This is a genomic window from Luteibacter sp. GL_149 (assembly GCF_057834065.1).
Genome location: NZ_CM174395.1, coordinates 2,366,847 through 2,389,710 on the forward strand (window position 1 = coordinate 2,366,847; position 22,864 = coordinate 2,389,710).

At 62.5% G+C, this 22,864-nt stretch carries 1 protein-coding gene (running past one end of the window); it reads right to left on the reverse strand.

Features of this window, described 5'->3' with window-relative positions; translation table 11 throughout:
- Positions 1 to 10: 10 nt before the first annotated feature.
- Positions 11 to 22,864, reverse strand: partial view of an amino acid adenylation domain-containing protein gene (locus AC3IR3_RS10750; RefSeq protein ID WP_489191971.1) — the 3' portion only. The gene runs 17,229 nt beyond the window's last position; only the last 22,854 of its 40,083 coding nucleotides appear in the window; the start codon falls outside the window, past its right edge — the gene reads right to left on this strand; its stop codon occupies positions 11 to 13.

Consider the following 22,864-nt stretch of genomic DNA (forward strand, 5'->3'; position numbering starts at 1 on the left):
TGGACTGCTATCAATTGGCAAACGACAATTCGGCGCTAGGAGAATGGCGCTTGATCCTGGCGGATATGTCGCGCGCCAGTTTCTCGATGTATGGCGGCTTCACTATCGACAGATGGCTGCCCCCGATCTTCGTCACTTCAAGGCGTTCTCCTAGCAGATCGCCCCAACCCAGCGTCATGTCTTCGCCCTCGTCGCGGTCCGTGGCAAAGAACGTCACGTTCGTCACCGCGGGACGCGCCTGGTAAGTTTCCGCCGCTTTGGCGCTGGCCTGATAGAGAGCCAGCATTCGCTTCATCAGTGGCATACCGATGTGCGCCGGAAGAAGTGCTTCGCGTTGGCACACGGCGATCATGGCGCCGATGTCTTTGCATTCGGCCAGTGCGTTCAATTCATCGTAGGAAGGATGCAGACGAATGTCGCCTATATCGGGGCGTTGATCGACGACCCAGTGCGTCAATGCCATGCATTCGTCGAACTCGACGGTATCTTCCATCCGCCATTGAGCACGCAGGTATGGGCTGCTGCCCGTATCGATCATCCCTACGAAGTTGACGGTTTCGCCAGCCGCAAGCAATTGGTGGGCGACTTCGTAAGCGATCATGCCACCCAGCGACCAGCCCGCAACCATGTATGGGCCAGAGGGCTGCACCTGCCGCATCGCATCGACGTAGGCGGCCGCCATATCCACGATGCTTGCGTGCGGCGTCTCGCCGATGGCGAAGCCGCTCGCCGCCAATGCATAGACAGGCTGATCGGCCTCCAGATGCCGCGCCAGGTCGAACGCATACTGAACTTCTCCGCCGATGGGGTGAATCAGGAACAGCGGCGTCGAATGGCCGTGCGATCGAATCGGAACAAGATTCGGATGGCGGGTTGCCGTCCTGCTCGAATCGACGAAGGCAGCCAGTGCGCTCAGGGTGGGATGGGAAAACAGGTCGCGCAGTTCAATATCGATGTCGCCGCGCTTGCGCAACCGCGAAACCAGTTGGACCGCCAGCAAGGAGTGACCGCCCAGCGCAAAGAAATCATCCTGTATGCCCACTTTTTCGACTGGCAGCAGGTCGACCCAGATGTCGGCGACGATCTGTTCGGTAGGGGTGCGTGGCGCCACATGTATCGTATCGTTCTGCACCCTGTCCGGTGCCGGCAGCGCGGCGCGGTCGACCTTGCCGTTGCGGGTCAACGGCATGGCGTCGAGCGCGATGAAATACTCGGGCACCATGTAATCGGGCAGCGTTTGCAGCAACGCCGTACGCAGGGTTGCCGTTTCGGGCAATACCTGTCCGTCGTGCGCCACCAGATAGGCCACCAGTCGTGGGATATGCCGCTCGTCCGGCCGGGCCAGCACGACGACATCGCGTACGGCGTCCAGCGTACCCAGCGTCGATTCGATTTCGCCCAGCTCGATACGCAGACCGCGGATTTTGACCTGATGGTCGCTGCGGCCCAGATACTCGATCTGCCCGTCCGGCAGGTACCGGGCCAGATCGCCCGAGCGATACATCCGCGCTCCGGGCGCGACACTGAACGGGTTCGGGATGAAGCTTTGCGCGGTCAGATCGGGACGGTTGATGTAGCCACGGGCCAGACCGATACCGGCGATATACAGATGCCCGACCACCCCCACCGGCACCGGGTGAAGCGCCTCATCGAGGAGATGGATCTGGATGTTCGCGATAGGCTGGCCGATCGGCACGCAGGTCAGCGCGCTGTCTTTCGAGCACGGCCAGTACGTGACATCGACCGAGGCTTCGGTCGGGCCGTACAGGTTATGCAGCGCGACGTGATCCCAGGTCGCAAAGAAGCGCTGCTGCAATTCCAGCGGCAGTGCCTGCCCGCTGCACATGACCTGCCGCAACGACTGACCGCAACCGGCCGCCGCTTCGTTGAGGAACACCTCCAGCATCGGCGGCACGAAATGCAGCGTGGTGATGCATTGGGCATCGATCAACCCGGCCAGATAGGCCACGTCCTGATGCCCGCCGGGTCGGGCGACCACCAGCGTCGCCCCTTCGATCAGCGGCCAGAAAAACTCCCAGACCGACACGTCGAAGCTGAAGGGGGTCTTCTGCAAGACCCGGTCGGCGGCGCTCAGCGGATAGGCTTCCTGCATCCATTGCAGGCGATTGACGATGCCTTGCTGGTCGATACCCACGCCCTTGGGCGTGCCGGTCGAGCCGGAGGTGTAGATCACGTACGCCAGGTTGCCCGGCTGGGTCTGATGGTCGAGGTTGTCTTCCCCATAGGCATGCAGCACGTCGGCCTCGCTGTCGAGGCAGAACACCGGCCGGTCCGGCAATGCATCGCGCACATGCCGTTGCGTGAGGATCACGACGGGTCGGGCATCGGCGACGATCGTCGCCAGCCGTTCCGGCGGATAGGCCGGATCGAGCGGCACGTAAGCACCGCCGGCTTTCAGGATGCCGTACAGCCCGACGATCATCGCCAGCGAGCGCTCGACGCACAGCCCGACCAGTGTGTCCGGTCCGACGCCCAGACCGCGCAGATGACGGGCCAGGCGATTGGCTTGCGCGTTGAGTTCGGCGTAGCTCAACGAGACGCCGTCGAAGACCACGGCGGGATGGTCCGGGCTGCGCCGGACCTGGGCTTCGAACAGCTGGTGCAGCGTTTGCGTGCCGTTCGGATAGACCGTGGCGGTGGCGTTGAACGTGTGCAGCAGCTGGTGGCGTTCGTCGTCAGAGAGCATGGTCAGCTCGCCGACAGGCATGCCCGGATCGGCCACGATCGCCTGCAACAGTGCGGTGAAGTGCCCGGCCAGCCGTTCGATCGTGCGCGCCTCGAACAGCTCGGTGCTGTATTCGAAACCGCCCTGCAGCCCTTCCCTGCCCTCGGTCAGGGTCAACGTGAGGTCGAACTTCGCCGTCACGCTCTCGCTGTCCAGCACATTCATCGACAGACCCGGCAAGGCCAGCTCGTCCATCGGCATGTTCTGCAGGACCAGCATTACCTGGAACAACGGCGTATAGCTGGTGTGCCGTTCCGGCTGAAGGGCCTCGACCAGTTGCTCGAACGGCACATCCTGATGGGCATACGCATCGAGCGTGTGCTGTCGCACTTGTTGCAGCAGGTGGTGGAAATCGCGCTGCGGATCGACCGTCGTGCGCAGGACCAGCGTGTTGACGAAGAAGCCGATCAGATGCTCGATTTCGGTGCGGTTGCGATTGGCGATCGGGGTGCCGATGCAGATATCGCTTTGTCCGGCGTAACGTGCCAGCAAGACATTGAACGCGGCACACAGCGTCATGAACAGCGTGCTTTGCGTCTGGTGACCGAGCGCTTGCAGGCGCGCGACCAGCGTCGCCGGTAAGGCGAACGGCAACGTGGCCCCGCTGTGATCGGACAACGCCGGCCGCGGCCGGTCCGTGGGCAGCGTCAACAGGGGCGGGCTATCGGCCAGCTGCCGTTTCCAGTAGCTCAGCTGCCGCTCCAGGACGTCCCCGCTCAGCCACTGCCGCTGCCAATGGGCGAAGTCCGCGTACTGAATCGGTAGTTCCGGCAAGGGCGACGGCTGGCCTTGCGTATAAGCGGCGTAGATTGCCGCGATCTCGCGCACCAGGATGGAAAGCGACCATCCATCGAAGACGATATGGTGCATCGTCAGAAGCAGCAGGTGCTCCCGATCGTCGAGCCGCAACAGCGCCCCTCGAATCAGAAGATCCGTTTCCAGATCGAATGGCGTTCTCGCTTCGTCCGCCGACAACCATTGCGCCTTGGTCTCTCTCTCCCTCAACGGCAAATCGGACAGGTCGTTGATTGCCAGCGGCAACGCCATACAAGGCATGATGACCTGCACGGGCGCCCCGTCGCGACCTGCGAAACAGGTGCGCAGTGCTTCATGGCGGCGCACGATCTCAGTGAGCGCGCGGGTCAGCGCGTCTACATCGAGATGCCCGGTCAGGCGCACGGCGGCCGGGATGTTGTAAAGCGCGTTCTGCCGTTCCAGCTGATCCAGGAACCAGAGGCGCGTCTGCGTAAATGACAGCGGCAACGGCATGTCGCGGTTCACGGGCAATAACTGCGGAGCGCCGATGCCACTATCGGCTTCCGCCACCATCGGCATCAACGCTGCAATGGTCGGTGCTTCGAACAAGGCACGCAAAGGCAATTCGACTTGCAGCGAGATCTTTATCCGCGACATCAGCTGTGTCGCCAGCAGCGAATGCCCGCCCAGCGCGAAGAAATCGTCGTGTATGCCAACTTTGTCCAGCTTCAGGATGCCGGCCCAGATGTCGGCCATGATCTCTTCGGTTGGCGTACGCGGCGCGACATATCCCTCGTCGCTGCGCGTCATGTCCGGCGCCGGCAAGGCGTTTCGGTTGATCTTGCCGTTCGGCGTCAGCGGCATATGATCGAGCGCGATGAAGTAGCTCGGCACCATGTACTCGGGCAGCGTCTTCGACAGGATAGAGCGCAGTTGCGCTTCATCCGGCACCGCTTGTCCCTCGTGCGCCACGAGATAGGCAACGAGCCGCTTGTCGCCCGCGTTGTCCTCCCGTGCCAGTACCACCACCTCGCTGGCCAATGCCTGTAGCGCGGTCTCGATTTCACCCAGTTCGATGCGGAAGCCGCGAATCTTTACCTGATGATCGATACGTCCCAGGTATTCGATATGGCCGTCCGTACGGTAACGAACCAGATCGCCGGTGCGATACATGCGTGCGCCCGGCGTGGCACTGAACGGGTTGGGTACGAATTTCTCCGCGGTCAGGTCGGGCCGCTTCAGATAACCTCGTGCGAGTCCGTCGCCGGCAATGAACAGTTCGCCGGCTATCCCGATCGGAACCGGATTCCATCGGGCGTCGAGAATATAGGTCTGCGTACCGGCAATCGGCCGGCCAATGGACACCGGCGCGGCGGAGCCATTCTCTACCAGCGTGAACGTGGAGTACGTCGTGTCTTCCGACGGGCCATACAGATTGAAGACCCGTTCGACCGATTCCCGCCGATAGAGCGATTGCGCAAGCGAATTGGCAAGCGCCTCACCGGCCAGGTTGACGACTTTGACCGATGCCGGAAGGCCCTTGCTGCGGTGTACTTCCGCCATGGCCGAGGGCACGGTATTGACCAGGGTGACCGGAAGCGCGGATGAATTTTCCGAGAAGTCCAGGATGTTGTCGACCAGCCAGCTCGAACCGCCCCGACTCAACGGAACGAAGATCTCGAAGATGGAAAGATCGAAGCACATCGAGGTCGACGCCAGCACTTTGTCGAGACTGTCCCGGTCGAAGGTGGCCAGGGCCCAGTGGATGAACGCCGTGGCGTTCCTGTGCTGGATGGCTACGCCCTTCGGTTTTCCGGTCGACCCGGACGTATAGATCACATACGCCAGATGATCGCCGTGGGTGCTATGTGCGGGATTGTCGTCGCTGCAGCTTTCAAGCAGGCTGCCTTCGGCATCGATGCAGAACACCGACGTTCCGGCCACCGCCGGCAGGCTCGATTGCAGATGCCGTTGCGTCAACAGCACCCTCGGCTGGGCATCCACCAGCATCGTCGCAATCCGCTCCGGCGGATAGGCGGGGTCGAGCGGCACATACGCACCGCCCGCCTTCAATACTCCAAGCATGCCGACGACCATATCGGGCGTGCGTGTCATGCATATCCCAACCAGCACATCCGGGCCAACGCCCAGCCTTCTCAGGTGATGCGCCACTTGATTGGCCCGACTGTTCAGTTCCGTATAGTTAAGCGCAATTCCTTCATGCATGACCGCCACGTTGTCCGGCGTGCGTGCCGCCTGTGCCTCGAACAACGCCTGGATGGTCGTTGCCTCGTACGGCAAACTGGCAGCGGTATCGTTCCATTCGGCCAGAATGCGGTGGCGCTCATCGTCGCCGAGCATAACCAGATCCCCCATGGGACACGTCGGGTCCGCCACGATGGCGCGCAGCAAGCACGTGAAGTGGCCAGACAGGCGCTCGATGGTCCCGGCGTCGAACAGGTCGGTGTTGTATTCGAAGTTCCCGTACAGACCGTCCTTGCCTTCGGTCAGCATCAAGGTCAGATCGAACTTGGCGGTAACGCTTTCGCTCGGGACGAGTTCCAGTTGCAGACCCGGCAATGCCAGCCGGGTCATCGGGGCGTTCTGTAACACCAGCATGACCTGGAACAGCGGCGTATAGCTGGCATGGCGCTCCGGTTGCAGCGCTTCCACCAATTGTTCGAACTGCACGTCCTGATGCGTATAGGCATCGAGCGTGTTCGTCCGTACCTGCTTCAACAGCGCGGTGAATCCGAGACTCAGATCTACTTGCGTGCGCAGTACCAGCGTATTGACGAAGAAGCCGATCAGTCCCTCGATTTCGGCGCGGTTGCGATTGGCAATCGGTGTGCCGATGCAGATGTCGCTTTGTCCGGAGTAACGTGCCAGCAGGACATTGAACGCCGCGCACAGCGTCATGAACAACGTGCCCTGCGTTTTTCTGCTCAATGCCTGCAGTTGATTACTAAGCTCCACCGGAATGACATATGGCAGCGACGCGCCACGTTGACTCTGCGTCGACGGGCGCGGCCGGTCGATCGGCAAGGTCAGGAAATTCGGGCTACCCGTCAGTTGCTGCTTCCAATAGTTCAGCTGCCGGTCCAGGACATCGCCGCTCAGCCATTGCCGTTGCCAGTTGGCAAAATCGACATAGCGCATCGGCAGCTCTGGCAGCGAGGAGGGCAAACCCAGTGCATGACTCGCATACAGCGCGCTGACTTCCTTTACCAGAACTCCCATCGACCAGCCATCGGAGACGATGTGATGCATGGTCAGCAACAGCAGATGGTCCTGGTCTTCGAGTTGCAGCAGGCTGCCCCGGATCAGCGGTCCGGTTTGCAGGTCGAAGGGAATGCGCGCTTCGTCGAGCATCAACCATTGCACCCTGGCGTCGCGCTCCTTGCTTGCCGATTGGCGCAAATCGTTGGGGGTGAGCACCAGGTCCAGTCGCGGCATGATTTTCTGCACCGGTGTTCCTTCGATGCTTTCGAAGTACGCGCGCAGCGCATCGTGGCGGTGCATCACATCGTTGAGAGCGGCCTGCAGCGCTTCGCGATCGAGTTTGCCCCTCAACCGCACCGCCAGCGGGATGTTGTACGCCAGGCTCTGGCCTTCCAGTTGATCCAGGAACCACAGGCGCTGCTGCGCAAACGAGAGCTGAAATGCCTCAGCCGGTTCGACGGGTGTCGGCGGCACATCCACGCTTTCGACACTCGCCGGCACGATCTGACCGACCATGTCGGCCAGCGTCGGTGCCTCGAAAATCGTACGCAGCGATGTATCGACCTTGAAGGTCCCTGCAATCCGCGACATGAGTTGCGTGGCCAGTAGCGAGTGGCCGCCAAGCTCGAAGAAATTGTCGTAGACGCTGACCTGCTCCAGGTTCAACACATCCATCCAGATGTCGGCCATCTTCCGTTCGTCCACCGACCGCGGCGCCACGTAGCCGGCGTCGCTGCGCGTCGTGTCGGGTGCCGGTAGCGCCTTGCGGTCGATCTTGCCGTTCGACGTAAGGGGCAAGCGATCGAGCGCGACGAAGTAAAGCGGCACCATATATTCCGGCAGGCTCTGCCGCAGAATGGCGCGCAGCTGCGTCGCATCGGGCACGCCCTGCTCTTCGTGCGGTACCAGGTAGGCCACCAGACACTTGTCGCCCGGATTGTCTTCCCGGGCAAGGACCACGGTTTCACGAATTTCCGCTATCGCTTGCAGTTCGGCTTCGATTTCGCCCAGTTCGATGCGGAAGCCACGAATCTTGACCTGGAAGTCGTTGCGGCTCAAAAACTCGATGTTGCCGTCGGGGAGGTAACGTCCGAGGTCGCCGGTTTTGTACAGACGGGCGTCGGACTGACCCGCCGGGACGAACGGATCGGCGATGAATCGTTCCTGTGTCAGGGCGGGCAGATGGAGGTAGCCAAGGGCGACGCCGGCACCGCCGATATAGAGTTCGCCTGCGACGCCGACCGGGACGGGCTGCAGATTACCGTTCAGCACATAGATGCGGGTGTTGCCGATGGGCCGGCCAATCGGGATGCTGTGGCCCGGGACGACCTGCGTGATGTCGTACGTCGCCGCGAATGTCGTGGTTTCGGTCGGTCCATAGCCGTTGATCAGCCGCTTCGGCGGATGGCTCTGCAAGACCTTTCCGATAATGTGCGGGTCGAGTGCGTCGCCGCCCACGATCAATGCGCGCAGCTGCGAAATCGCCCTGCCCAGGGCTTGCGCGTACTGGTTGAACAATCCCACCGTCATCCACATGCAGCTAATCTGCTGCTCCTGGATGAGCGTGGCCAGCCTGGCCGGCAGCATCAGATCGTCGTGACCGACGATGACGATGGCCGCCCCGGTTTGCAGGGGAACCCAGATTTCCAGCGTGCTCGCATCGAATGCCGGGTTCGCCGCGCAGGCGAACCGGTCGCCGGCCTGTAGATCGAGATAGCCATTGTCGATCGCGAGACGCTCGATGGCCCGATGCGGGATTTGCACGCCCTTGGATTGGCCGGTCGAACCCGAGGTGTACATGATGTAGGCACACGCGGAACCGTCGATGGCCGTAGGCAGGTTGCGCTCGGACTGTCGTGCCAGCGCGCTCCGGGTATCGGCCAGATCGAGTTCCACTCTCCGGACGCTATCCGGAGTGACTATGCCGCTACGCGTAACGATGCAGCGTGCGGCGCAGTCGTTGAGCATGTGCGCCTGGCGGTCGACGGGAAGCACGGCGTCAAGGGGAACGTAGATTGACCCTGCTTTGACGACGGCCAGCTCGGCAATGATGAGATCGACGCTGCGGGGCAATGCGATCGCGACGGCGTCGCCATCCCGGACACCTTCCGCGCGCAGCAGATGCGCCAACTGGTTGGCGTGCCGGTTGAGCTGGTCGTAGCTGTATCGCGTCTCGCCATCGACGACGGCCAGAGCGTCGGGCGTTTGCCGCGCCAGTTGCTCGAAGCGCTGATGGATGCAAAGTGTGCCCGGCCGGATGTCGCGGCGAACCGGGACGGTGTCGTTAAATACATGGAGCAACTGGTTGCGCTCGGCCAGCGGCATCACTTCCAGACTGTCGATACGCGCATCGGGGCGGTTCTCCAGCGCTTCCGTCAGATGCTCCAGTACCGTGTGTACGTACTGGCATAGCCGCTGCGCCCGCTGGGCATCCGGTATCTGGATGGCCAGGCCAAAGTCATCGCCGGCATCGTCGATCGAAAGCACGCAGGGATAATTGGTGCGTTCCTTCATGCCGATCAGCTGCATGCCCGCCAGATCGTCGGCGCTGACTGCGTCCGCGCTGACGTTGTGACGATAATTGAGCAATGCCGAAAACAACGGCGCGGGTGCCGCTACGCCACTTGCACGCTGGGCCAGTGCCAGCGATGCGTGCTCATGACGCAGCAACTTCGTCAAGAGAACGTGCGTATCGCGCACTCCGTCGATCACACGCTTTGCCCCCGTCGGTATGCAGACAGGGAGCGTGTTGATGAACAGACCGAGCACTTGATCCGCGCCCTCGCCGCTTTGCATGCGGCCAAACAGCACGGTGCCGAACACCACGTCTTGCCGCCCGGAAAGCAGCGACAATACCCGCGCCCACGCCAGGTGCATCAGGCTGGCGGTGCTCACGCCGAGCTTTCGCGCCTGCTGTCGCAAACGACGTGCCAGTACCGGCTCCACCTGAAGTCGCGCTTCGGCGATATCCGCGCCATCTCCCTGTACGTCCAGCAGTCCGAAGGGAGCGGTAGGTTCGTCGACGTGTGCCAGCATCGAACGGAAGAATGCCTCGTGTTCCGCCTGGCTGACGCCCGAGCGGGCCTGGGCCACGAAATTGCGGTAAGGCAACGGTGCGGACAGCATGTTGCCGTGCCCATCGAGAATGGCCCTGAGTTCCCCGGCCAACAACTTAAGCGAGGTATTGTCGTCGATCAGGTGATGCAGCATGACTTGCATCAGCCACCGGCCACGCGTCGGATCGTCGGCGACGAAGCCCCTGATCAGGGGAGCATTCCGCACATCCAGCCGATAACTCAGCGGGTTATAACGTGCGCCCAGTTGCGCGGCTACGTCGTCGTCCCCGGCCAGCGATACGTCTTCGATCGTCAGCGGCGCATGCCGCCACACCACCTGCACAGGCTCGGCCAGCTCCTCCCACAGGACGGCGGTACGCAACACGTCGTGCCGGGCGATGACCGTCTGGAGGGCCACCACGAAGTTGTCGAGGTGGCTGCGCGTTTCGAACGCCAGAAGCATTTCCATCACATAGGCGTCGCGTTCTTCCGCCATCAGGTGATGGAACAGAAGGCCTTCCTGCGCCGGCGACAACGGATAGATGTCCTGAATATTGGCCGCGCCGCCCGGCACGCTGCCGACGATCCTGGCAATGTCCGCACCGCTTAGCGTTGCCAGCGTGACCATGTCCGGCGTGATATGCGTACTTCCTTCCGGAATGCCGTTGGCGGGTACGACGATGTTGCCGCCACCCTTTTCCGTAGCCAGGGCCAGCGCCGCCACGGTCGGTTCGACGAAGAACGTCTTGATATCGACCGATAGCTCCACGCGACGCATCCGTTCGATAAGAGCGATAGCGAGCAGCGAATGACCGCCCAGTCTGAAGAAATCGTCGAACACACTGACCTTGTCCAGTTTCAGGACATCGGTCCAGATGTCGGCGACGATCTGTTCGGTAGGGGTACGTGGCGCCACATGTATCGTATCGTTCTGCACCCTGTCCGGTGCCGGCAGCGCGGCGCGGTCGACCTTGCCGTTGCGGGTCAACGGCATGGCGTCGAGCGCGATGAAATACTCGGGCACCATGTAATCGGGCAGCGTTTGCAGCAACGCCGTACGCAGGGTTGCCGTTTCGGGCAATACCTGTCCGTCGTGCGCCACCAGATAGGCCACCAGTCGTGGGATATGCCGCTCGTCCGGCCGGGCCAGCACGACGACATCGCGTACGGCGTCCAGCGTACCCAGCGTCGATTCGATTTCGCCCAGCTCGATACGCAGACCGCGGATTTTGACCTGATGGTCGCTGCGGCCCAGATACTCGATCTGCCCGTCCGGCAGGTACCGGGCCAGATCGCCCGAGCGATACATCCGCGCTCCGGGCGCGACACTGAACGGGTTCGGGATGAAGCTTTGCGCGGTCAGATCGGGACGGTTGATGTAGCCACGGGCCAGACCGATACCGGCGATATACAGATGCCCGACCACCCCCACCGGCACCGGGTGAAGCGCCTCATCGAGGAGATGGATCTGGATGTTCGCGATAGGCTGGCCGATCGGCACGCAGGTCAGCGCGCTGTCTTTCGAGCACGGCCAGTACGTGACATCGACCGAGGCTTCGGTCGGGCCGTACAGGTTATGCAGCGCGACGTGATCCCAGGTCGCAAAGAAGCGCTGCTGCAATTCCAGCGGCAGTGCCTGCCCGCTGCACATGACCTGCCGCAACGACTGACCGCAACCGGCCGCCGCTTCGTTGAGGAACACCTCCAGCATCGGCGGCACGAAATGCAGCGTGGTGATGCATTGGGCATCGATCAACCCGGCCAGATAGGCCACGTCCTGATGCCCGCCGGGTCGGGCGACCACCAGCGTCGCCCCTTCGATCAGCGGCCAGAAAAACTCCCAGACCGACACGTCGAAGCTGAAGGGGGTCTTCTGCAAGACCCGGTCGGCGGCGCTCAGCGGATAGGCTTCCTGCATCCATTGCAGGCGATTGACGATGCCTTGCTGGTCGATACCCACGCCCTTGGGCGTGCCGGTCGAGCCGGAGGTGTAGATCACGTACGCCAGGTTGCCCGGCTGGGTCTGATGGTCGAGGTTGTCTTCCCCATAGGCATGCAGCACGTCGGCCTCGCTGTCGAGGCAGAACACCGGCCGGTCCGGCAATGCATCGCGCACATGCCGTTGCGTGAGGATCACGACGGGTCGGGCATCGGCGACGATCGTCGCCAGCCGTTCCGGCGGATAGGCCGGATCGAGCGGCACGTAAGCACCGCCGGCTTTCAGGATGCCGTACAGCCCGACGATCATCGCCAGCGAGCGCTCGACGCACAGCCCGACCAGTGTGTCCGGTCCGACGCCCAGACCGCGCAGATGACGGGCCAGGCGATTGGCTTGCGCGTTGAGTTCGGCGTAGCTCAACGAGACGCCGTCGAAGACCACGGCGGGATGGTCCGGGCTGCGCCGGACCTGGGCTTCGAACAGCTGGTGCAGCGTTTGCGTGCCGTTCGGATAGACCGTGGCGGTGGCGTTGAACGTGTGCAGCAGCTGGTGGCGTTCGTCGTCAGAGAGCATGGTCAGCTCGCCGACAGGCATGCCCGGATCGGCCACGATCGCCTGCAACAGTGCGGTGAAGTGCCCGGCCAGCCGTTCGATCGTGCGCGCCTCGAACAGCTCGGTGCTGTATTCGAAACCGCCCTGCAGCCCTTCCCTGCCCTCGGTCAGGGTCAACGTGAGGTCGAACTTCGCCGTCACGCTCTCGCTGTCCAGCACATTCATCGACAGACCCGGCAAGGCCAGCTCGTCCATCGGCATGTTCTGCAGGACCAGCATTACCTGGAACAACGGCGTATAGCTGGTGTGCCGTTCCGGCTGAAGGGCCTCGACCAGTTGCTCGAACGGCACATCCTGATGGGCATACGCATCGAGCGTGTGCTGTCGCACTTGTTGCAGCAGGTGGTGGAAATCGCGCTGCGGATCGACCGTCGTGCGCAGGACCAGCGTGTTGACGAAGAAGCCGATCAGATGCTCGATTTCGGTGCGGTTGCGATTGGCGATCGGGGTGCCGATGCAGATATCGCTTTGTCCGGCGTAACGTGCCAGCAAGACATTGAACGCGGCACACAGCGTCATGAACAGCGTGCTTTGCGTCTGGTGACCGAGCGCTTGCAGGCGCGCGACCAGCGTCGCCGGTAAGGCGAACGGCAACGTGGCCCCGCTGTGATCGGACAACGCCGGCCGCGGCCGGTCCGTGGGCAGCGTCAACAGGGGCGGGCTATCGGCCAGTTGCCGTTTCCAGTAGCTCAGCTGCCGCTCCAGGACGTCCCCGCTCAGCCACTGCCGCTGCCAATGGGCGAAGTCCGCGTACTGAATCGGTAGTTCCGGCAAGGGCGACGGCTGGCCTTGCAAGAAAGACCGGTACAAGGCGGCCACTTCCCGCACCACGATGCCCATGGACCAGCCATCCGAGACGATATGGTGGATCGTCAGGAGCAGAACGTGTTCTTCGCCGGCAAGCCGGACCAGACGGAAACGGATCAAAGGACCGGCGGTGAGATCGAAGGGTTTGCTCGCTTCGTCCTGCTGGAGAAGGCGTGCCTGTGCCTCACGTGCCGTGGACGGCAAGCCGCTCAGGTCGGTGACTTCCAGCGGCAGCGTCCATGCCGGCGCGACGATTTGCACGGGCTCATCGCCAACGATCGCAAACGAAGTGCGCAGGACGTCGTGACGGCGCACGATCTCGTTGAGCGTGCGGGCCAGCGCATCCACGCTGAGATGTCCGGTCAGGCGCACGGCGGCCGGGATGTTATATACCTCGCGCCGCGACTCGTACTGATCGAGAAACCACAGGCGCTGCTGGGCGAACGACAACGACAGCGGCGCATCCCGCGAGATGGGCTGTATTGCCAACACCATCTCCTGTTCGCCCGGTGTTCCCGATACGGGAGCGATCAGCTTCATTCTCTGGACGAGCGACGCCACGGTCGGCGCTTCGAAGATGGTGCCCACCGGCACTTCGATTCCGAATTCGGCGCGAATCCGGGATGCCAGCTGCGTCGCCAGCAAGGAATGTCCGCCCAGCTCGAAGAAGTCGTCGTCGATATCCACCGACGGACGGCCGAACAGTTCCTGCCAGATACGGGTCATCGCTTGTTCGTGACTGGCCGCCTTAATAGATGCGTCGGCCGTCGGCGCGACCGGCGCCATGGCGTCACGTCGCACGATCGGCGTCCCCTGGCCTGCGACTGCGAACGCTTCCGGACTATCCGGATAACGGACATCGGTCCAGTAGCGTTCCCGCGCGAATGGATAGGTGGGCAGACTGATGCGACGGGGGTGGCTGCTGGCTGTCACGTATAAAACGTTCCAGTCGAAGGTGAAGCCCTTGACCCACAGATCGAGCAGCTTGCCGAACTTGCCCTTGGCGACCCACGCCTGGACCGTCACGTTCATGTCCTCGTCGTCCGAAAGCATCGCCAAGGCATTGCGTTTGACCTGACCGCGCCAGACGCCCTCGACGTCGACGTCGACGGTGCCAGCGGCGCAGGCCGTCAACTTCCGTCGCAAGTCGTCGAGCGAATCAACCAGCAGGGCCAGCCGCTCTTCCATCGCTTCGCGGCCAACTTGCAGGGTGTAAGCCACATTGGCCAGCGTCAGGTCGGCGGCGACGCGTGTCGGCGCGATCGCGGCCAGCAGCCGTTGCACTTGCTCCTGCAGCCTTTCCCGATTGCGTGCCGACAGCACGACCATGGCCGGGCCATGGATCGGCTGCGTCGAAGCCTGATCTGCGACGGGCGGCGCGATGTATTCCTCGATCACCACATGGGCATTCGCACCGCCCGCGCCAAACGAGGAAACCCCTGCGATTCTCGGAAATTCGCGCCGTTGACCGCCAAGTTCCAGCAGCGGACGCAGCCAGGGCGCCAATACCTGCTGCACGACAAAGGGAGTGTCGGCAAATTTAATGTTCGGATTTAGCGTTTCCGCATGCAGACTCGGCACCAGGATCCGATGCTTCATCTGCATCAATACCTTGCTGATCCCCACGAATCCGCTTGCACTCTCGCTATGTCCGACGTTCGACTTGGCCGATCCGATGGCGCAGTACTGCTTGTCCTGCGTTCCCTTCCGGAATGCCCTGGACAGCCCGGCGATCTCGATCGGGTCGCCCAGGTTACTGCCGGTACCCTGCGCTTCCACATAGCTGACGGCGCGCGCATCGACACCGGCGCGTTGCAGGGCGTCGCTCACCAACTGCGCCTGCATATTCGGGTTGGGCACCATATAGCTGTTGGTCTTGCCGCCCGAATTGATCGCACTACCCTTGATCACGCCATAGATATGGTCGCCATCGGCAACCGCGCGATGAAGCGGCTTGAGCACGAGCGCTCCCACCGCCTCGCTGTCCACGAACCCATCGCCGTCGGCGGCAAACGACTTGCACTTGTCGCCGCTGGACAGCATCCCCATCGAGGACAGATCGATCAGATGGGCCGGTGCGACGATCAGATTCACGCCACCGGCAACGGCCACGTCACTGTCGCCGCTACGCAGGCTTTCGATGGCCAGGTGCACCGCCGTCAGCGAGGACGAGCACGCGGTATCGACCGCCATGCTGGGGCCCTGGAAATTGAACGCATAGGACACGCGATTGGCGATCGACCAGAAGCGCACGCCAGTCGCGTAATTCTCATTCATGACGCCGACAAACAGGCCGATCTTTCTGCTCTGGCTCACACTTTCAGGCGTGTAGCCGGCATCTTCGATGCTTGCATGCACCTCCTGCATGAACAGCCGCTCCTGCGGGCCGATCAGCTGTGCTTCGCGCGGCGTGATATTGAAGAACAGGCGATCGAAGCAATCCACATCGTCCAGCAGACCTGCCCACCGGGTATAGGTCTTTCCGGGTTGATGCTTACGCTCGTCGAAGAACCTGCTGTTGTCCCAACGCTCGGGCGGCACTTCCGAAATGCAGTTGCGACCCGCAGCCAGGTTGTCCCAGAACTGATCGACATCGGCAGCGCCGGGGTAGCGTCCGGACAGGCCGACGATCGCCACGTCGAAACGGGGTGCGGTCGCCGGTATGCTCGCCATCGTGGGGGCCACTTTATATACGCCTTCGTCCGCACGGATGCGATTTTCCTCGCCCATCGCGGGAGGGAGTACCGATATCTGGCTCGTCGTACGCGTTCCGTTGGAAGCGACGACAACATCCAGTCCCGTCCAACGCATCAATGCCTCGGCGTCGGTCCGGATGAAATGCTCGACGAGGCTCTCGATGTTCTGGTGTTCGAAGAGCAACGTCGTACCGACGTTGTCGGCACCGAATACATCGCGCAAGGCATGGGTCAGTTCCATGACGAGGATCGAATCGATGCCGTACTTTTCGAAGTTGACGTTCGCCTCGATGGCGTCGACGGGCAACTTGATGCCTTTTCCTATCAGCTTCTTGAACTGCGCGATGCTCTTTTCACGCAACAGCGTATTCACGGCGAGGCCTGCTTGTGCCTCGTCGGTCTTCCGGTTGCTGGAAGGGGTAACGCCCGTCAAATCGGCCATGTCAGAAGTGATCCGGTCAATGTTCGTGTCGCGTGTGGGCTTGGGATCGAAAATGCGCAAACTGAATTGCCTGATGCGGACGCAGACAAGACCTGTCCGGTCGCACAAGTCGATATCGATTTTCTGGACCGCATCGCCGGCGGACGTGCCTTCGCTATAGCGCACGATCGCCCACATGTGGCTCGTGCAAGGTGCCAGGACGTCCAGCGTTTCGAGCGCGAACGGCAATGCAAGCAGCGGTGCACTTGCTCCCGCTGTCGCTATCTGAAGACCCAGCGATGCTTGCAAGGCAGCATCGAGCAAGCTCGGATGCAGAACGTACTGGTCCAGCGACGACGCTACGGATACAGGTAACGTTATTTGCGCCAGGACCTGCCCCTGACCGACGAATACGTCGTTCAGGCCGCGGAAGCCCGGTCCGTAACGCAGGCCTTTCTGTTCGAGCAGGGCATAACATTGCGCGGTGCCGAGATGCGCCATAACGCATTGCTCGCGCAGTGCGTCCAGATCGTGGCAGGCTCCGATATCGGTGGTATTCGCTACCGTCAGTACGGTTCCCTGGCCGTATACGGCGGCCTTCTCCCCGGTGTCGCTGTAGATTTCGTACCGGATCGCTCCGCCCTGTTCCGGGTGAAGCGCCAGATGCAGGGTGAGTCCCGTCGCTCCCGCGACCACGGGCCGTGCCCACATCACCTTGCTCAGCGATAAACCGCTATCCAGATGCGTCGCTTCGCGTGCGGCGGCGAGCGCCATTTCGAGTTGGGCCACACCCGGAAGCACGCGCATATCTTCAACACGATGATCGGCGAAGAAGAATTCCTCGCCATGGAAGCGGCTGCTGAAACGCTGTCCCGACAGGTCCGATGTATTGCGATGCAGTAAGGGATGCAGCACGCGATGCATATCGCCGGAAACCGGTACGTTCGAGCGCGAAGCCATGCCACCGGAAACCCAGTACTTCTCGCGCGCGAAGGGATAGCCCGGCAGAGGGACTCGGTTGGGCTTGTGGTTGCCATAGAGGCTGTTCCAGTCGAGATCGTATCCCTTTACCCACAGGTCGAGCAGTTCGCCGAACTGGCCGTTCTCGATCCAGTTGCGAACGGTCTGGGCCGTGTCTTCGTCGGCCGAGAACATGGCCATCGCGTCTTTGTTGCGCCTGACCTGTCCGCGATAGAGCTCGTCCATGCTGTCGCCAGCAAGGAAGTGCGTCAGTTTGTCGTGCAGTTCGGCGAGTGAGCCGGCCACGAGACCCAGTCGTTCCTCCATCGGCTCGCGTCCGACCTGAAGCGTATAAGCGAGATCGGCCAGTCGGACTTCTTCCGGCGAAGAGACAAATGCCAACAGCTGTTGTGCCTGTTCGCGCAGCTGCTCGTCGTTGCGCGCCGATAGCACCACAGCGGCCGGGCCGCTTGCGACAGAAGTCGTCGTCGCCGACGGGATGTATTCCTCCAGCACGACATGCGCATTCACTCCACCGAAACCGAACGAGCTCACGCCGGCGCGGCGCGGCACGGCCTGTCCGCGCGCATCGCGTACCGCTGTCCATTCGCGTGCTTCCTGCACCACATAGAACGGACTGCCGTTCAAGTCGATGTACGGATTAAGGCTATCGCTGTGCAGACTCTTCACCAGCGTCTTGTGCTTCATCTGCAGCAAGACCTTGATCACACCCGCCACACCGGCGGCCAGTTCGAGATGGCCGATATTCGTCTTGACCGAACCCAGCCCGCAGTGCGCTGCCGCCACGTCGCTCTCGCCCGTCGCCGCGTACAGCTCTTTGAACGCGGCCTTCAGGCCATTGATCTCCACCGGATCGCCCAGCGGCGTACCGGTGCCATGCGCCTCGATGTAAGTCACGGTGCGCGGATCGATACCCGCCTGCTGGTGGGCCTTTCGGACCACTGCGGCCTGCGCCGTCGGATTGGGCGCGGTCAGCGAGTTGGCGCGGCCGCCGTGATTCTCCGCCGTGCCGCGCACCAGTCCGTAGATATGGTCGCCATCGCGCTCGGCGGCGGACAACGCCTTCAACACCAGCATCGCGACGCCTTCGCCGCGTACGTAGCCGTTGGCTTCGCTGGAGAACGTCTTGCAACGACCGTCTTCGCTCAGCATCCCGGCCTTGTTGAAGCTGATATGTGCTTCCGGTGTCACAATCGTGTTCACGCCGCCAACGATGGCGATGGACGATTCGCCATTCCGGATGGCCGCCACGCCGCGCCGCAGCGCAATCAGCGAACTGGAACAAGCCGTTTCCACCGGCTCGCTCGGGCCGTGCCAATTGAGCAGATAGCTGATGCGGTTGGGACCGACCGAAGGCACCCCGCCCGTCGAGGCATAGGCTTCCCCTCCCAGATTGGCGCGATTGAGCAGCGTGCCGTAGCCGGTTGCTCCGGTGCCGACATAGATGGCCGTGTCGCTGCCGGACAGCGCTGGTCCGGCATAGCCGGCATCTTCCAGTGCCTTCCAGACGTGAGTCATCATCAGACGCTGTTGCGGATCCATCAGTTCCGCTTCTTTGGGCGAGATGCCGAAGAACATCGGATCGAATTCGTCCACGCCGTCGATGAAGCCGCCCCATCGGATATTGGTCTTGTTCTCTTCGCGTAGCGGGTCGCCGTGCCACGCCCGCCAATCCCAGCGCTCGGGCGGAATCTCGCCGATGCAATCCTTGCCGTCGCGCAGGTTGCGCCAGAAGGCATCGATGTCTCGCGCCTGCGGGAACTGCCCGCTCATGCCGATGATCGCGACCGGTTCGTCGATCGCCTGACTCCGGCTTGCCGTTGTCATACTGAAATGGCTCCGCCCCCGTACACGGGAGCGCTCGGGCGCCGGTGCCATGACCGCTGGTGCGGCACCGGTTGCCATTGCAAACTGCGGTACCAGCGCCGTCGGGTACTCGTGCACCAGATGGCCGGCCAGACCGTCGAGCGTCGGGTACTCGAAGAAGATCGTCGGCTTCAGTTCGAGCCGGTAGTGCTGGTTCAACGCGTTGCCGAATTCGGTCAGCGATACCGAATCGAAACCGTATTCGCTCAGGGTCGTTTCGCCGTCGATATCCTCCGGCTTGACCTTGATCAGCGACGACACCATTCCTACCAGTACCCGTTTCACGCGATCCTGCAAGATGTGTTCGGGGAACGTCTGGTCGTCGTGAGTTGTGGGCACTACCGCTGTTGTTTCAGGTGACTTGCCCAGCACTACCTGGCGGATGCGAGCCGCGTCGCCCGCCACCACCAGCAACTGATTCAGCCCACTCGCCATCGCCTGTCGCAAGGCCAGCACCCCGCTATCGGTGGACAACGCATGCATGCCCAGTTGCTGGATCAGCATCGTGCGTGTCGCCGCATCCGCCTGCATGCCGCCTTCGTCCCACAGCGGCCAGTTCACCGACAGCGTGTTCCCGTGGCGCTGTCCTTGTGCCACCAAATCCGCGCGATGGTGTGCGAAGGCATCCATGAACGCATTGGCCGCCGCATAGTCGGCCTGCCCCACATTTCCTACCGCGCCGGCGATGGACGAGAAGCAGATGAAGCAGTCGAGCGCCATGTCGCGGCTGGCGTCGTCGAGATTCAGCGTACCGGCCACCTTGGCGCTGAACACGTCGTGCAGTTGTTGCCGGGTCTTCCTGGCGATGAAGCTGTCGCGTACCACGCCGGCACTGTGAATGATACCGTCCAGACTTTCGAACTCTTCCGGAATACTGTGCACCAGTTGCGTCAGGGCGGCGGCATCGCTGACGTCGACTGCGTGGTATCGCACCACGGCCCCAAGGGTTTCCAGATGGCGGATGTTGGCCTGAATGCCTTCGTTCGGCGCCGATCGGCCGGTCAGGATCAGCACGGCGTTCCGGGCCTGACGCGCGATGTCGCGGGCGAAGATCAAACCCAGTCCGCCGGCGCCACCGGTGATCAGGTACACGCCGTGCGCTTTCCACGGCGAGGCGGCTTCCGGCGTCGCCGTGCGTTCGGCCCAGCCGCCGATCTGGCGCTCGCCGTGGACGTAACGTACTTGCTGCGCGTTACCGTCGCGGTTTTCCAGCAGCGCCTGCACGATGTCCTGACCGCTTTCGACGCGGATGACCTGACCGACGAGGCGCGGATTTTCCAACTGCGCCGTGCGCAACATGCCGCCCAGTCCCGCCATGGCCTGGCCTGTACCCCAACTCGGTACCACTATCTGGATCAGGTGCCTACCGCTCTGACTGCCCAGCGACTGGATCTGTTCCAGAAGCATGCCAGCGGCAGATTCATAGCACTGCGCCATATCCCGATTTGCGGGAATGGTCAGACAGACCGCGCCCGGCAAGTGCGCCTGAATGCGATCCGCGTCTACTGCGTCGATTCCACATACCAGCAGCAGGTGCCTTGCGAACGCGCGGTCCGCGGAGCCATTGATCGCGGCAGGCTGCGCCGTCCATTCCGGGCGAAGCAGCAGCGTCTGGATACCTCCGTCAGGCACGGCCATCGGTACCGTCGGTTCGGATTCGCTGCGCGTGGCGCTCGCCGTCGACGGTCTCAGGCTGAACTGCCTGAAGCGCACGCATACCGCACCGCGCTCATCGCACAGATCGATATCGAGCCGCTGTACTGCGTCGCCTGTCTGGCTGCCGGCGCTGTGCCGGACGACGGCCCACATGGCGGTCGTGCATGGCCTCACCACTTCAAGGGCACCCAATGCAAAAGGCAGCATCAGCGTTACGTCCGCCGCCGTACCCAGTTGCAGGCCCAGCGTCGCTTGCAGCGCCGCATCCAGCAAACTGGGATGCAGCACGTAGCCATCCATCCGCACAGACGCAGGTAGCGTGATACGCGCCAGAACTTGCCGCGCCCCCACGAACAGTTCGCTCAGACCCTGGAATCCCGGGCCATAGTGCAAGCCCATCTGTTCGAAGCGGGCATAGCACGCTTGCGCATCATAGTTTGCCTGCATGCATTGCTCGCGCAATGTCGCCAGATCGTGGGTCGCGGATGCGTCCGGAGCTTCCATCGCAACGGTCAGGGCCACGCCCCGGCTATGCACCACGGCTACGCCGTCTTCGCCTTCGCTATACATTTCGAAGCTTACGTCGCCGGCTTCCTCGGGGTGGAGCGCGATATGCAGTGTCAGCCCATTGGCGCCCACCACGACCGGACGCACCCACACCACATCGTTCAATGCGATATGAACCGTTTCGCCGATCACTTCACCGACCGCACGGCGCGCCATCTCCAGTTGTGCGACGCCCGGCAGAACCCGTGCGCCTTGCACCACGTGATCGGCGAGGAAGAATTCTTCCCCGCTCAGGTGCGTGCTGAAGCGCAGCCCGGCGACGTCCGAGGTATTGCGATGTAGCAGCGGATGTAGCGCTTCGCCGTTGCCGGACGAGATGACCGCCTGTCCTTGACTGGTCTGTATCCAATAGCGCTCGCGGGCGAACGGATAGGTCGGCAGACTGATGCGACGTGGCCGATCGGCGCCGTACAGACGTTGCCAGTCGAAGGCGAGGCCTTTGACCCACAGGTCGAGCAGCTTGCCGAACTTGCCCTTAGCGATCCATGCCTCGACGATGGTACCCATGTCCTCGTCGCCGGCCAGAGCGGCCAATGCATCTTTGTTCCGTTTGACCTGACCGCGATACAGCTCGTCAATGACGGTCTCACCGGTGGCATAGGCGCCCAGCTTTTCGCGCAGCTCGGATAGCGAGTTCACCGCCAGCGCGAGCCGTTCCTCCATGGCTTCTCGTCCGACTTGCAGCGTGTACGCCAGATCGGCCAGTGCGATATCCGCATTCGTCGCGATAGCTGCCAACAACAACTGCACCTGTTCGCGCAGCCGGTCTTCATGGCGTGCCGACAACACGATCAACGCCGGGCCGCTCGCTGCGTGCGAAACGATCGGCGCAATGTATTCCTCGATCACCACATGGGCATTCGCACCGCCCGCACCGAACGACGAAATGCCCGCGATTCTTGGCAATTCCCGCTGGTCCAGCATCGGCCGCGGCCACGGCGCGAGTTCCTGCTGCACGACGAACGGCGTACCGGCGAAGTCGATGTTCGGGTTCAGTACGCTCGAATGCAGACTCGGCACCAATTGCCGGTGCTTCATCTGCAGCAGCACCTTGGTCACCCCAGCGATACCCGCCGCGCTCTCGCAATGCCCGATATTCGATTTGGCCGAGCCGATGGCGCAGAACTGGGTGTCCTGCGTCCAGCCGCGGAATGCCTTGGACAGTCCCGCGATCTCGATCGGATCGCCCAGACTCGTGCCGGTACCGTGGGCTTCCACGTAGCTCACCGCGCGGGCATCGATGCCACCCTCGCGCAACGCGCGCTCGATCACCTTGGCCTGCGCGTTAGGGTTCGGCACCGTATAGCCGTTGGTCTTGCCGCCGTGGTTGATCGCGGTGGCCTTGATCACGCCATAGATGTGATCCCCATCGGCCTTCGCTTGCGCCAGTGGTTTGAGCAGCACGGCACCGACGCCCTCACCGGGCACGTAGCCTTCGCCACCCTCGCCGAAACTCTCGCAGCGACCCTTGCCGGAAATGAACTTGCCTTGGGCCAGCATCAGGTACTTGTTCGGGTGCACCGACACGTTCACGCCGCC